This is a genomic window from Rhodohalobacter sp., assembly GCF_034521535.1.
Classification (GTDB): domain Bacteria; phylum Bacteroidota; class Rhodothermia; order Balneolales; family Balneolaceae; genus Rhodohalobacter.
On record NZ_JAXHMF010000006.1, the window covers coordinates 604,693 to 620,088 of the forward strand.

Sequence of the window (15,396 nt, forward strand, 5' to 3'; positions counted from 1 at the left end):
TGTTAAAATCTACGCCGATAGTTGATACTACCTTCCAGCTCATTAAATTCACGTCCGTCACCATTCTGAAGCCTGTTACTTCTGCCTCTCACCACAAGAGACAAATTATCTTTGTCTGTAATATTCATCGTCGTATTCATGTTTAATCCGATTTGCAGCAGCTCATTTACCCTCAATTGCGAATCAGAAAATTGTACTTCACTCCTGTTCTTATTCACATTTCCATTGAGGTTTACCCGCAGTGAGTTTTGAAATAGATTTACCCCTGTTCCTATGGTGAGACCGTAGTTTTGTATAGAATTCCGGTCCGAATCATTTGTAAGAAAATTGACACCCGAATTAATTGAAAAACCGGTTTGGGTGGTAAAGACGTAATTGAGATTGGTCGAATACGATTCTGATATAAAGGTATCCGACGCTCCCTCTCCGGGACGGACTCCGAAATCACTCTCCGAAAATATATATCCGCCGTTGAGCGAAATATTGTGGGTAATGCTGTTGGTGTTAAATGTGAAGCTTGGCTGAATCGAAATATTGTGGGATATCTGAGATTGATCGGGAGTTGTGTTTTCATTTCCGGAAGATTGGTTTTCAATCCGGTTCAGTAAAAAATTGTAGGTCCCGTTCAAGCTCACCGTTTCGCTTATGATATATGAGATCGAGGAATTTGTATTTAGATTATTTTGCGTTTGAAGCCGGTTGCCAAGCAGGTTGTCACGCCCTAATTTTACACTTGTTGAAACTCTGACCCTGTTGTTTAGTAAATTGACGGAAGGGCTCAGTGTAATTGTCTCCTGGTCATTCCGGATGGTGCCTCTCCCCAGCGATTCAAATCCGGGCTGAATTCTCTCATAGCCCATAGCCAATCGGAAAAGATCAAGAGCCAGCTCTGCATTGGCTATACCGGCGTAATTTAATTTGCTGCTCTCCCTTGGCTGAAGAATGCCTTTTAAAAAATCTGGAATATCTGACTCACCGATATCAATCCGGGAACTGTTCAAATCTCTTGTGAAATAGGACACTGTTACCTCACTGTTGAGTTTCAACTTTCCTGAGAAAAGCAAAACCTGAAAATCGGGCGTAAGTGTTATGTTTTCTTGCGGTGTTATAGGAAGAGTCTGATTGCCCAGTGAGTTTACATCATCTTTGGCATAAAACGTGCTGAGATGAAAGTAGGAGCTATTCTGTTTTCCATAGCCCAGTTTTACGGCGTAGGCAGTCTGGTTGAATGCCGGCCGCCTGAAGCCTGCATCGGGATTGGGCAGGACCGCTCTTTGGGTTCTCCCTCCGGTAAGCTCCAGTAAAAAATTTCCGGGTTCTACTCTTAACAACCCTCCCCTTACTCTTGCTCCGCTTAATCCGTAGGTTGAAAAATTTGGGTTCACATCTCCCGCTTCAAGCTGAAGCCATCTCCAGCGCATATTAAAGCCAATTTTATTCATGTTTTGCCGCAGCCCGGATTCATCTGTGGAGTAATTGAGGTCGAAACCGGATCTTAATCCCAAAAAGGAAAAGTTTGAGTTAGCGCTGGTTTGTAGGATTGTCGGAGCTCTGCGATTCTCAATTCCATCAACGGTGTAGGCACCGGCCATGATAGATATGTTCCCCCCTAATGATCTTTCAGACAATGTTGACTCCTGGAAAAAAGATCCAAGCTGCGCCTTTACTCCGCCGGGCAGCAGCAAGGCCAATAGTATCAGACTAAAAAGAGTTTTGAGATGAAGTCGCAAAGTTAGTCATGTTTGTTATCCTTCATAGGTAACGCGTAAAAAAAATGTGGTTACCCCATATTTTTTAAAAAAGATCTCATTGAGGAAGCTTGACCGATGAAATGACCGGTGAATGTTGCCTAGTTCTACCTTTCGCCAAGAAGCAGATTCACAGAGGTACTTTGATAATCGCGGCTCAGTTCACGCCCGCTTTCAGAAAGAGGAATTAACAAAAAGCTGGCCGCTACCCATCTTGGCCTTTTTGTTACACTCCTGGGCATCTGCGGAGGGTATCCAATGCTCTCTGCAAGGCTCTCTACATCTGGGTTGTTGCGCAGAAGTGCGGTTGCAAACAGATCCGGTGGTAAAGGGACATCAGCCGTAACAGGAGCAGGTTGTGCCATTGTGTGGCCGGAATTGATCGTGAGGCCATTGGGGAGGACACGGTCATTACGTCCGAGCTGACGCCCCGGCAGTACATTCCGCATGTCCGGCGTCCAGCATTCGGCCGGTCTGCCCGAGCCCACTTCAGCCGGCTCTTCAGATACATAGGTACCCCAGTGTTGACCTTCTGAGTCGAAAACCACAACGGCACAAAGTGCTAGAACTGACTCACCTGATCGGGAAGAGGCCTGCATCGACCGTGCAAACAACACAGGGTCGTCGGTCATCAATTCGGTGCCACCATAGCGCAGCGACACTTCCTGAGCTTCGAGATGTTCTACATGCACCATTGTGATAAAACCTATGCATAGAAGAACCGTCAAAATGTTCCGCAAATACCGGTCTTTAAGAGTCAAAGATCCCGATATATCGTGTACTGTATTCTTTAACAAAGTTCTGATTGACTTAAATAAATCCCACATAAAAAGCTCCAGATTATTTACTTGATTCGGTTACACACCTAAAGCGTATTAATTATCAGGTTGGCCCAAAAAAGTTGGAAAGGCAGTACCGTCCGGACGGCATAAATATTGAATTGGAATATATTTTTAGATTACAATCCCGGCTTAACTACATGTAAGTCAATAATTGACACTTTAATATTTGATGAGCATTAAAAAATGGGATGAATAAAAAATCAATACGCATTACTGGCAGTAATCAGAACGATAATTAAACTCACTGGTATGAAAGTCATCAAAGCCACTCTTTACTTATTAATAGTTTCCGCATTCGTAATTTCCTGCTCTGTAAATGACAATTCAGATGATTCGTTGGAACCGGATGTAAGTGAATTTTTTATAAAAGCATCTATTGATGGAAATGAATCTGTCTTTAATTTCGAAAATCATACACTGGCAGGCATAAGACAGGAACCACTGAATGATTTCTACGAATTTTGGTTCTCAGCAGAGATCCCCGGCGAACCTGATGAAGGATTCATAGAAACCATCTCCCTGAGTTTAAAGGCACTTAACCTGATTGAAGAAAAGGAGTATAATGACCCGGAACTTATGGAGTTGGGATTGAAAGGAGCTTTTTTAGGATATTCAAACCAAGACATGGGTGATACCGCCGTTTATGTAACGGATATTAATAATCCTACCTCATCAATCAATATTACAGAACTAACGGCTACGTCCGTCAGAGGTACTTTTTCCGGAATAGTAAAGCATCCCATCAACGATACTCAACTTTCGATTACCAATGGTGAGTTCTATCTCAAATTGAATTGATTTGTTGAAGTTTTCAGCGATTTACTTTTAGAATGATAAATAGAAGCAGTGACCTATAGATTATATACACCCTAAGATCGATTTTTAATAACCTGAGTTCCATTTTAAAATTATGATAAAAGGTACTCCTTTGCTTGAAAAAGGAGGTGATTTTGAACCATTTCATTAAAGATTAAGAACGAACTCAGGTCAATAATAAATCACTTCATACATATTCATAATTGTGGATGCAACCACTGTTCCGGCGGCCAAATCGATAATATCTATCGATTCGTCATAATTCGATACACCTACATCTAACAGCAATTTTGCTTCATGAGGTTGATTTTCAAACCGATCTTTTTCTTCGAGAAACAGTGTTGTTAAAACATCCAATTCATTTTTATCAGGTGTGCGAAATAGAATATTCTGGAACAGGTATGTCACCCTTTCTTCCAGATCATCGCCGCCATTTAACAGCATCTTTTCTGAAATAGCTCTTGACGCCTCAATAAATATGGGGTCATTCATTAGATACAGAGCCTGCATGGGAGTGTTGGTTTGTTCCCTCTGTACCACAGAATGGTTTCTGGATGGAGCATCGAATATTTCAAATCCCGGGGGCGGTGTGGTTCTTCGCCAGTAGGTGTAAATACTTCGCCGATAGAGATCCTCCCCTTCACTCTGCTTATAGCTAACAGGTACTCTCCCTGATGATTTTTCCTTCCACAACCCTTCCGGCTGATAGGGAAACACCGGTTCTCCTCCAATCTTATCATTCATCAAACCCGATAGAGCTAAAGCCTGATCCCTGATCATCTCCGCTGTCAACCGTTTTCGGGGTCCGTGAGACAGCCAGATATTTTCAATGTCAAAGGAATCTTTACTATCAATATTAGCTGATTGCCGGTAGGTTTTTGACATCACAATTTTTCTGATCAAAGCTTTCAGATCCCATCCGCTCTCCATGAAATCCACTGCCAGCCAATCCAATAGGTCTGGATGCGATGGATATGACCCCTGATTTCCAAAGTCATCAGGTGTTTCAACCAACCCTCTTCCGAATAGCATCTGCCAATAGCGATTTACGATTACTCTGGCCGTAAGTGGATGTTTTTTATTTGTAATCCATTTTGCAAGTCCTAAACGGTTTTTCGGATAGGCCTCATCAAATTCTAAAATTTCTTCAGGTACACCGGGGGTTACTTCTTCACCGTACAGATCATATTGACCTCTGATTCTCAAATGGGAAGGCTCCGGGTTTGGATGATCCTGCATAACCATCACCTCACGAACATCATCAATGATGGCATTTTTTTTCATTCGCTGAAATTTCAACTCTCCCGTAAAATACTCGTACTCTTCAGAATGTTTTGCAAGAAAGTGTTCTTCTATAATCTCAATCCCCTCTTCATCAGTTAAGAGTTCATCGGGGTCTCGCACCTCATCTGTCGCCAACTTTTGAATTTCCAAAGAGGTTAAAACACGGTCATAAATTCTAAAATCATCCAGACTGAACGGATTATAAGTCAATGGAAATGATGTTTGGCGATGGCCAATCAAAAAATCCTGTCTTACGGTAACAATCGGTTTGAATAAATTATCATGCTCTATGGTATAAGATGAATACTCTCCATCTATGTAGATTTGAATGCCATTTGCAGCGCTGGAACCATCGTATGTTACGGTTACATGTGTCCAACTGTCGGCAGGTAATTCATTTTCAGATGTGACTTGAATTGCATTTGCCGGCCAGCTGTGAACCAGCCTGAGAGAAATTTTCTGTTTTTTGAGAGAAACGTCGTAACCTCGCATTCCGGCATTTAGCCTGTGCATTTTTGAAAATATTGGCGTTTCATGCTCAAGGTTATTCGATCGAACCCAAAATGAAAAACTAAACGCATCAGCCTGATCAAAATCTCCAATAGTGCCCGCATTCACATAATTATCCCGGGATAACTCAACAGCCGAACCATTCACCCCTTGAACCAGATTACTCTCGCCCGTTATAATTCCAATCTCTTCATTTGGCGATTGATCCATAAATGCGCTTTCTGCCCTTAATTCGTCGAACGAAAACCATGCCAGTGCACTCTCTTCAAGGCCTTCAGATATTTTGGGTAGAGATTCCTCAACCCACTCTTCAATATCCGGAACGTTAATATTTCTCCTGAGGCTATCGATGCTTTGTTCATACTGTTCAATTTCTTGCTCAACAAACCGGATAATCTCTTCGGTCTCTTCGTCCGGCAACAGTACGGTTGGGCCTGCAGCACCAACATATGGAATTTGTCCGCTATCGTTATTGCGATCAAAAAATGAAAACAAACGGTAATAATCCATTTGTGAAATAGGATCGAATTTATGATCGTGGCACCTTGCGCACTGTAGCGTTAACCCCAAAAAGGCCGTACCCATTGTGCGAACACGATTAGCAGAATACTCTACTCTGTACTCTTCGTTAATGATACCCACTTCCTGCGATTGCGGGTGCAGTCTGTTAAAACCGGTTGCAAGTATCTCATTTTTTTTGGCATCCGGCAAAAGATCACCGGCTAATTGCAGTGTAATAAAACGATCGTATGGAATATTTTCATTGAAAGATTTGATTACCCAATCTCTCCAGGGCCACATGTCGTTTGGTATATCATCCTGGTAACCGTGTGAGTCGGCATAGCGGGCCACATCGAGCCACTCTATTGCCATTCTTTCACCATAGGCTGTACTCGCTAACAAGTGATCAACAAGATCCTCATAGGTGAAATTTTCATCTTTAATATAAAGTTGGGCAAGCTCCTGAGATGGTGGCAAACCCGTTAAATCAAACGAAACCCGTCGTAGAAGCTGCTCTTTTGATGCATATTCTGATGGAAACAACCCTTGATCTTCCATTTTACTTAACGTAAACCAATCTATCTCATTCCCGGGCCACTCTTTTTTTGTAGCGTCGGGCAGTTTTGTTTTTTCCGGTGGTATAAATGCCCAGTGCGGCTCATAGTTCGCTCCCTGTTCAATCCATTTCTTGATGAGTTCAATCTCCTCTTCTGTCAGTGACAAATTGGAGTCGGGGACCGGCATAACCAGATTCAAGTCGTGTGATGTAATCCTCTTGTACAGTTCACTTTCATCAGGATAGCCCGGTTTTATAACTTGTTTGGTACTGTCATCTCGAACAAGTTTTACTGCATGTTCCTGCAAATCCAGCCTGAGTCCGGCCTCTCTTGCATCTTCATCAGGTCCGTGACACGAAAAACAATTTTCAGATAAGATGGGACGGATCTGTCTGTTATATCCAATTTCATGGCTGTCATTATTAACCTCTACTTTTTCTTTTTTTGTACACCCCGCTATGCTAACGACTGCAAATCAGAATCAGTAAGGAAAGCAATTTCGTCGTGACCGGGATTGGTGTTTTTTCAGGATCCATCGGTCACTCCAAGAGATATTTCTGTCTCAGGTAATCTTTTTTTAAGCCAATCGGCTTCTTCCGGAAGAATACCGGTATTCCAGAGATAGATATTTTTTAAGTTCGAGAGAGTTGCAAGTTGCTGTATACCCTCCGAAGATATTTGAGTGCTATGCAGGTTCAGATATTCAAGATTCTGTAAGCTTGCAATATTTTTTAATACTGAATCACCGATGTTTGTTTGGCTCAAATTAAGACGTGTAAGGTTTTCAAATTGTGAAAAATCTGCTTCCTTAATCGCTGTTCCGCTTAAGTCGAACCAAACAATATGACGGGCAACCGGCTTTAACTCTTCTGCTATTTCATCAGGTGTTTCGCCTTTTTTAAATTTGAATCGAACCTCCAAAAATGGACTTCCATCTGCTATAACATTGACTCCATAACCTTTTCTTCTAAGCGATGTTAATACGGTTTCATCAACGTGGGGCAGTTTATCGTTAGAGTAGACCGGGTGATTTAAATCATCAATACGATTGAGTATCAACTCTATATTGTTCGGTAGATTCATGAATTTAAGCTGAATATCTTCCGGATATTTCTCAGCCACCCACCATCTTATTAATTCCAGCTGAATGTTTGAAAGCTGCAACTTTCCTTTTGGCGGCATTCTGTCATCACTGCTGAGCGGTTCTTCTAATCTTCTTAAAAGCTCACTTTCTGATATACTATTAACATCCAGGGGTCCCGAATCACCCCCATCCATAATTGATGAAAATGTGGATAGATCCAGCCCTCCTTTTCTTTTTTGTGGGTTATGACAGCTTCCGCAATGGTTATGCAGAATCGGCTGAACAATATCGTTAAACAGGTAAGCCTCTTCGGGTCGAGGCAAATCAGAAAGTGGAAAATTTTCATTGACGTTTAACTGATTTGTCTGACCGGTTTGAGATACATTTAAAAAGTCTGAACCGTGCGTTAGAGTCCCGCCCAGATGCCCCGTATAGAGTACAACTCCCAATAAAATTACAAGAGTGGGTAGATAGATCTTTAAACTCCAGCTTTTCTCCCTAAATACTGTTTTAAGCACAATTGCCAGAATATTCAGTACCGCCAAACTGATACCTGCCCACCGGTGCGGAGTAAGCATTTCATCACTGTAGCCTCCACCCTGCGATATCAGATATCCGGAAAAACCCGCAAGGATAGTTGCAACGAATCCTACATACAGTGAAAAAAGAGCGGCTTTCCCAAGTTCTTTCTTATTGAAAAATATACTTCCAAATTCCATTATCACGGCTAAAGAAAGAATACCAATTGGAAAGTGTACCAATAGTGGATGCATCCGGCCTATCAGAAAAGATATATCACTCCAGTTAAGCAAGAATATCATGGATCACCTCTCCGTGGACATCAGTAAGCCGGAAATTACGTCCTTGCGATTTATAGGTTAGGCGCTTGTGATCAATTCCCAGCAGATGCATTATCGTTGCCTGAACGTCATGCACATGTACCGGATTTTCAACCACATTGTAGCCGAATTCATCCGTTTTTCCATAGCTGATTCCATTTTTAATACCTCCGCCGGCGAACCACATGGTAAAACAGCGGGGATGGTGGTCTCTCCCAAATGTATGTTCAGTAAACGGCCCCTGACAGTAGGCTGTTCTTCCAAACTCTCCGCCCCAGATTACAAGCGTATCGTCTAAAAGGCCTCTCTGCTTCAGATCGGTAATCAGTGCCGCAGAAGCCTGATCAACATCTTTACACTGCTGAGGAAGCTGCCTGGGGATATTGTCGTGCTGATCCCATCCCATATGATAGAGCTGTATAAAGCGAACATCTCGCTCAGCAAGCCTCCTGGCCATTAAACAATTTGCTGCATACGTACCCGGTTTCCTTGCCTCTTCACCGTACAGTTCAAATACTGATTCGGGTTCATCAGAAAGATCGGTAACCTCCGGCACGGACGTTTGCATGTTGTAAGCCAGTTCGTATTGCTGGATATGGCTCGTAATTTCACTATTCTCAAATTCAGAGAGATGAAACTGATTGAGTTTCTTTAGAGCCGAAATCATGTTTCTTCGACTCATCCGGTTCAAACCTTCAGGATCATTCAAATAGAGTACCGGATCTTTGCCGGCACGCAGCTGCACTCCCTGGTGAAGCGAAGGTAAAAATCCATTACCCCACAAACGTGAAAATAGAGGTTGATCTTCGGGCCTTCCCGACCCGCGCGATATCAAAACCGTAAATGCAGGAAGGTCTTCATTGTCTGAACCAAGTCCGTAACTCATCCATGAACCCATACTGGGCAGGCCCGGTGACTCGCTTCCGGTTTGAAAAAATGTTATAGCAGGGTCGTGATTAATCGATTCCGTATAAACCGATTTAACAAAACATAGATCATCAGAAATAGCAGCAGTATGAGGCAGCAATTCGCTGACCCATGCACCGCTCTCTCCGTGCTGATTAAAGGACCATCTTGAACCCACCAGTGGAAAGGAATTCTGGAAAGAAGACATCCCGGTGAGACGCTGTCCGCCCCTAACCGAATCGGGGAGTTCATCCCCATCCCTGCGGTTTAAGAAAGGTTTATAATCAAACAGATCGTGTTGCGAAGGGCCACCGCTTTGGAAAAGAAAAATAACCCGTTTGGCTTTCGGTATATGATGCGGAGTTTCAGTTTTTAAGTTGTCTGTACTTCTCCCTTTTGAAAATAATGAGGCTGGATTGAATAGCGCCCCTAAAGCAAACATTCCCAGACCCAGGCTTGTTTTTTGCAGGAAATGGCGACGATTCATATTACAGTTACATAAATGAACTTTTTGGTCTTCAACTTTCATAGAACTGTGATTATTTATTCAATCCAACCTCTTGTTTTCAAAAATGAACTCCTCTTATTTAACTACGAGTGCATTCCATGCAACTCTGATTTCTGCTTCACTGAGTAGTTGTTGATCGGGTGTAGGTGTAAGCATAATTACGATACCAAACGGGCCATTTTTCTCGCTACTTTCCCTCAATAACCTATTTTGAGTATCCCTCATAGCTAATTTTTTCGTTTCCTCGATAAAATTCTCTCCTGAGATCCACATATCACCGGGAATCCACATATCACCCGGTATCCACATGTCTCCCGGTATCCACATATCTCCGGGAATCCACATGTCTCCGGGAATAGATGTTTCTTCTATCACTTCTTGAAACATTCCAGAAATCTGACTACTGTCAATAAATCGTCCGAGAAGCATTGGAGATTCCGAACTCCGTACCGCCTTTTTAAATTCTTTTAATATTTGACCCCGTTGATTCATCACAAACATGATCAAATAAGATTGCTTCAAAGGCTGCTCCGAAACTTCTTCACTCACAACATGAGATATCGAAATATTTTGAGAAATCCAGCTGCCAAGCATTTCAGTTGTAACTCCTTCAGAAGTTAACATTTCACTGGAAGGCGTGTTAGAATCAATGGTATAGGTTACCTGTTGAGAAATGCCGGTGCTTACTGTAATAATTATAATACTTAAAACACAAAATAATGTTTTCATTTGTTACCTTTATTTTTTTCAGTTTTCATTCAATTGTTACTAATTAATACATGCACCCTTTTAAGCGTAAAAATCTCTGTTAATACCGTCATAAAAATTAAAATTCTAATATAAGATGGATACATATTGGTAATCTATAAGCCTGTCAATACGGTCTTTTATTAAATTGAATTTTTCGGCTAAGGTGCCATTATATACTATCAGGCTATACGTATTTTCAACACAGAAGCAAAGCTCCCAATAAGTTATGATGGTTTGCACATCTCAGTTATATGTAGTTATCCCTGAGTATTTTAGACCATATAAAAGTTTTTTTTTAATGGGCTGTACTCTTAAGATTCTCAATCATCTTCTGATGATTTTCTTAGCATCTTATAGGTCACCCATATCTGTGAGCTTCATTTGATAGGCATGAATTACTGCAGGAAGTGCAGGTTTGCGACACTTTCTTGAATTTTAAAAACCCTGCATATCACTCATCGGTGTAATCTGCCAGGATTACCCTATACTGCTCCCCTTTTTGAGGTTCCTCCCATTTGGTGTAAAAATCTATCAGTTCACGCAGGTGTTCCAGGGTCTGCGGGTCACCATCCCCTTTTCTCTCTTTCATTAATTCATAGTTTTCGAGCAACAGTTGCTCTGCTTTTTCCAAGCTCTCTAATTCATCATAAAGATCAGCCAGATTACCTCTCATTTTGACGGTGTTTGGATGTCCTTTTTCAAAATGAGTTTGTAAAATATCAATGGCCTCAATGTACAGCGGCAGGGCTTCATACGGTTTACCTGCATTTTGATAAGCAATTGCGAGATTATTCAGGTAAGTAGCCAAATTTGGATGACTGTCTCCCAATAAGCTTTTTTGATTCTCAACAACTTCAGTAAAAACTGAAATAGCTTGATCATAATCTTCTCTGTGAAAATATATGGAGCCTAGATTACCAAGAGTTTGTGAAATATGGGGATGAGAAGCAGGAAGTATTTCCCTTCTCATTTCAAGAGCTTCCAGAAACAGCTCCTCAGCTTCATCAAATCGCCCTTCATTCATAAAAATAATTCCAAGGTTATTTAACGACCAAGCTGTATCAGCATGAGGTTTGTTGTTAAATAATCGGTTTCTCATCGAAATGGCTTCTTCGTAAAGTGAAGCAGCCTTCTCGTTTTCTCCCAACTGATGTTTAATCCAACCGAGACTATGCAGTGTGGTTGCCGTCTCAGGATGATCAGCGCTGTATATCTCACTTCGTATATTCAATGCCTGAGTAAATAAACTGTCAGCTTTCTCGTAGTCGCCCCTATCGTGGTGCATCCAGCCAATTTTTTGCATTGTACCGGCTGTATATTCACTGTTAATACCATTGTATTCTTTGTTTAGAGTCAAAGCCAATTGCAGCAGGGAATCTGCTTTTTCATAGTTGGCTAGACTGTACTCGTTCCAGCCCCAGATATCAAGACTTTTTGCTTTCAGATCAAGTAGATTCAAATCTGAAAAAATTCTGGTCGCCTTCTCATTTTGTTCAATCGCTCCTTGGAAGTCACCTTTACCCAACATCACCTTCCCGAGATTATAGTGGATCATCCCAAGGCTCTCATTCTCCGGCATTTCTGAATTTTCACGATTAAGCTCGTAGGCATCCATCAATAATGATTCTGCTTTATCATACGATCCCAATACGTTATAAATGCTGCCAACACTCGTGAGCAGAGACATTTTAATCTCCGGTTGATCGATGAACTGATCGTTTATAAACTCCGATCCAATGTCCAGAACTTCCCGTGCCGTAATTTCAGCATTGGGTTGCGTATACGGACTGGCATATTCAAAAACGCCGGTCAAAAAATCAGTAACAGCCTGTGCCTTCTCCGCTTCGGCTTGTGCAAGATTTCGTTCTTCTGTGAGCTGATTCACGTGATAAAACGAGAAAAGCAGTAAAATAATAGAAACGAGGCCTAAAGCTGATAAGACAGATTTATTCCGTTTTATAAATTTCCCTGATCTGTACCGCAAATTTCCCTGGCGCGCCATCACCGGCAATCCTTTTTTCAGCCGCTCAATATCATCCATAAGAGTGGCTACTGTTTCATATCGGACTTCAGGATCTTTCCGTAAGGTTTTCAGGATAATTGCGTCAAGATCTTTCGAAACAGGGCCAATTTCCGGTTTGGATACTCTCCCGGGCCTTTCCGGGATGGCTTCCCGCACAGTGGTCTCAATTTCACCTATTGTTTTCCCTTTCAGGTTAAATACCCGTTGATCTGTCAAAAGCAGGTACAGCAAAGCTCCCAGCCCGTAAACGTCTGTCTGAATCGAGACATCATCACTGCTAAGCTGCTCAGGAGCGGCAAAATCAAAGCTGGCAATAATATTACCGGGTCTTGTATAATCATTAAACTCTTCATCAATATCCGGGCTGAGCGACTTGCCGATGCCAAAATCCATGATTTTGATCTGCCCGTTTGGGGTCACGAATATGTTATCGGGTTTCAAATCCCGATGGATAATCAATTTTGAATGGGCAAATTGTACCGCTTTACAAATCTGCAGAAAGAGAGACAGCCGTTCTTCCAGTTTCAGATTTTGCTTCCGGCAGTAGACATCCACAGGATCACCCTCTACATACTCCATAATTAAATAAGGCGAGCCTTCATCGGTAATGCCCCCATCAAGCAGCCGGGCAATGTTGGGATGATATAACCTGGACAGAAGCTTCTTTTCCCGCTTAAATCGCTCCCGAAGGTATAGTGAGTAAAACCCACTTTTCAGAAATTTAATGGCCACATGCTGGGTAAATTCACCGTCAATCCGTTCAGCACGATATACGCTTCCCATGCCCCCTTCACCCAGTAAATCCCTGATTTCATACGGGCCAACTCGTTTACCGATGATGTGTTTTAAGGATAAATTCTCTTTAACAGCTGAAGATATTTCCCTGGCCAGGTAGGATTCGGAGAGAAATTCATCCTTCAAAAAATCTGCATGTTCAGCACTTTCAATAAATGAGAGATAATCTTTGGCTTCTTTCAGGATATCCGGATCCCCGCCAAGTGTGTCTTCGAGAAAGGGTATTCTTGAATCCGAGTCGAGAGCAAGGGTTTGGTCAATAATACGATTTACCCGCTTCCAATGTTTATACATGGCTTTTATGATTTCTGGTAAGAGATATTACAACACCTTCTTTATTGTAAAGCGTAATAAAAATCGTGTTACATCATTACAGTTGCTCTTTTAACTCTTTATAGAGCAAACCCCTGGCTTTTACCCAGTCCCGGTTTACCGTATTTGTGGATACCTGCAGAATTTCAGCTGTTTCCTCAATGGTTAAACCGCCAAAAAAACGGTAATTCACAACATCTGCCATTCGCTTGTCAAAAGTTTCCAGTTTCTTCAATGCCTCATCCAGTGAGATGATCTTCTTTGCTTCCGAAACAGCAGGGATCAAATCGTCAATATAGGTCTGCCTCGAAAAATTACCGCCTCGTTTGACCGCCAGTTTTTTTCTTGCGTAATCTACAAGCATCTGCTTCATACAAATAGCGGCAATTCCATAAAAATGAGTCCGGCTTTTCCACTCTACCTGATCGGTATCAATCAATTTCATAAATGCTTCATGCACGAGATCTGTCTTCGAGTAAGTGTGGCCTTCTCTTTCTCTGCTTAACTGCTGATTTGCTATATCTTTTAACTCATTATAGACTTTAGAGAAAAGCCTGTTGTATGCGTCTTCTGAATCCCCCTCGCTTACCTTAATCAGAATTTGAGTCACGTCGTCAGCCATACGAGTTCTATTGATGATAATTTAAATGGAGTAACGTAAATAGAATTTACACTTTGCATCAAAATTTCCAAATATAATGTGAATAGCCTTAACTGAATCAATCGGATTGATTCAATTTGTTTAAAAATATCAGGTATCAGTAAGGAGATATACGGCTCATGTGTCACTCTTTTTTATCTCTGAGGTACCGTAATTTCACTGTTCAAAAGTTTCGGAAAGCATCTCCCCGGCTTTTTTCAAAGAGGTGAATGAGTTGTATTCACCTTCCGCATTGACAATGAAATGAAGAGGCAGTGAACTGATATTGAGTTCTCTCCTGGTTTTATCTGTGTTATTTGTAATGAGCTGAAGACCGGCCGGTTCGTGTTCTTCGATAAATGCAAGCCACCTCACTTTGTCCTCATCAATGGAAATATCGATAAATTCAACATCTCCCTTGTAGGTTAGCTTCAATGAATCCAGCTGCGGTTTCTCTATAATACAAGGGATACACCAGGTGGCCCAGAAGGCGATAAAATGTGTTTTCCCGGAGATGCTCTCCAGGTTGAATGTGTTGTTATCTTCATCAACTAAGGTGTGGGCGGGCAGCGGTATCAGCCCTTCATCTGAAGGATTCCACAAAACCGTTGCATTCACAAATTCACCATCCATATTACGTCCAAAACCGGGTTTCTCCAGAATGATGGGCTGGGCAAGCAGAAAATAGATGAAAATACCGGCGACTGACAGAGAGGAAAAGAGTTTCAGATTTTTGTTTACATCGCGTCTTGTGATAATCAGGGCTGCTGCTCCGGTGATCATCAACACAATGATGAATGGGAAGTAAAAAAAGTTGAACAGATCAAAAACAACAAAGGGTATAAACAGAAAAGGGAGAAATTTAACGGGTGTTTCTCCATTAATTTTTCCGCTTGCCAGGAGTGCCGTAAAACCGATGAGTATCGGTATCCACTTTAGAAGATTTACCTGATGGAGATGGAGAGGGTTGGCGAAAAGGAATAAATAGAAACCGGCTGCCATCATTGCGACAGATGAAAGAATACCAATCGATAGTCTGAATATGATTTTTTTATCCATGTCTAAGTATCCCTCATTTTTGATTTGAAGCCATTTAACGTGAGATCAATATAAAGTTATTGAATTCGGGAACATGAGAAGTTCCCTCCATTTCCAAGGAGGGGCTCCGAGCGCAGCGATTCTCACGAAGTGATTTAGGGCTGTCATTACCCATATATTTATAATAATAGTGTTGTAAATGCATTGAAAGCAATACATTATAGCGTTCATTTTTGTAATAGG

Annotated in this window: 10 protein-coding genes; 1 reads left to right on the forward strand and 9 read right to left on the reverse strand. The window is 41.7% G+C overall.

The genetic code is table 11. From position 1 onward, the window contains the following. Window positions 1-2: 2 nt before the first annotated feature. Window positions 3-1,730 carry a hypothetical protein gene (locus U5K35_RS14990; RefSeq protein ID WP_322572310.1) on the reverse strand — a complete coding sequence of 576 codons (1,728 nt, stop codon included), beginning with the start codon at window positions 1,728-1,730 and terminating at the stop codon, window positions 3-5. 125 nt (window positions 1,731-1,855) lie between these two features. After that, a complete protein-coding gene (locus tag U5K35_RS14995) occupies window positions 1,856-2,545 on the reverse strand; it encodes a hypothetical protein (protein ID WP_322572311.1) in 690 nt (229 codons plus the stop codon). A gap of 294 nt (window positions 2,546-2,839) precedes the next feature. Between U5K35_RS14995 and U5K35_RS15000 the strand changes: the two genes are divergently transcribed. Next, on the forward strand, window positions 2,840-3,388 hold the full coding sequence (locus tag U5K35_RS15000; RefSeq protein WP_322572312.1) for a hypothetical protein: 549 nt from the start codon (window positions 2,840-2,842) through the stop codon (window positions 3,386-3,388). 189 nt (window positions 3,389-3,577) lie between these two features. Here the strand turns inward: U5K35_RS15000 and U5K35_RS15005 are convergent, their stop codons facing one another. The 7 genes from U5K35_RS15005 to U5K35_RS15035 form a co-directional block, all read right to left on the reverse strand. After that, window positions 3,578-6,718, reverse strand: a complete 3,141-nt coding sequence (locus U5K35_RS15005; RefSeq protein WP_322572678.1) for a DUF1553 domain-containing protein — start codon at window positions 6,716-6,718, stop codon at window positions 3,578-3,580. A gap of 65 nt (window positions 6,719-6,783) precedes the next feature. Beyond that, window positions 6,784-8,163 (reverse strand): DUF2231 domain-containing protein, encoded by a 1,380-nt coding sequence (locus tag U5K35_RS15010; RefSeq protein WP_322572313.1) that lies wholly within the window; start codon window positions 8,161-8,163, stop codon window positions 6,784-6,786. Then, the gene (locus U5K35_RS15015) at window positions 8,147-9,616 is read right to left on the reverse strand and encodes a DUF1501 domain-containing protein (RefSeq protein ID WP_322572314.1); all 1,470 of its coding nucleotides are present in this window, start codon (window positions 9,614-9,616) and stop codon (window positions 8,147-8,149) included. Before U5K35_RS15015 ends, U5K35_RS15010 begins: the two co-directional genes overlap by 17 nt. A 54-nt stretch (window positions 9,617-9,670) precedes the next feature. Continuing rightward, complete coding sequence (locus U5K35_RS15020) at window positions 9,671-10,324, reverse strand: hypothetical protein (RefSeq protein WP_322572315.1); 654 nt, start codon at window positions 10,322-10,324, stop codon at window positions 9,671-9,673. A 472-nt stretch (window positions 10,325-10,796) separates the two neighbouring features. Next, window positions 10,797-13,457, reverse strand: a complete 2,661-nt coding sequence (locus U5K35_RS15025) for a serine/threonine-protein kinase (RefSeq protein ID WP_322572316.1) — start codon at window positions 13,455-13,457, stop codon at window positions 10,797-10,799. Between the two features lie 76 nt (window positions 13,458-13,533). After that, window positions 13,534-14,097, reverse strand: a complete 564-nt coding sequence (locus tag U5K35_RS15030; RefSeq protein ID WP_322572317.1) for an ECF-type sigma factor — start codon at window positions 14,095-14,097, stop codon at window positions 13,534-13,536. A 195-nt stretch (window positions 14,098-14,292) separates the two neighbouring features. Further along, window positions 14,293-15,174, reverse strand: coding sequence for a TlpA disulfide reductase family protein (locus U5K35_RS15035; protein WP_322572318.1), 882 nt, complete (start codon window positions 15,172-15,174; stop codon window positions 14,293-14,295). Between the last annotated feature and the right edge of the window lie 222 nt (window positions 15,175-15,396).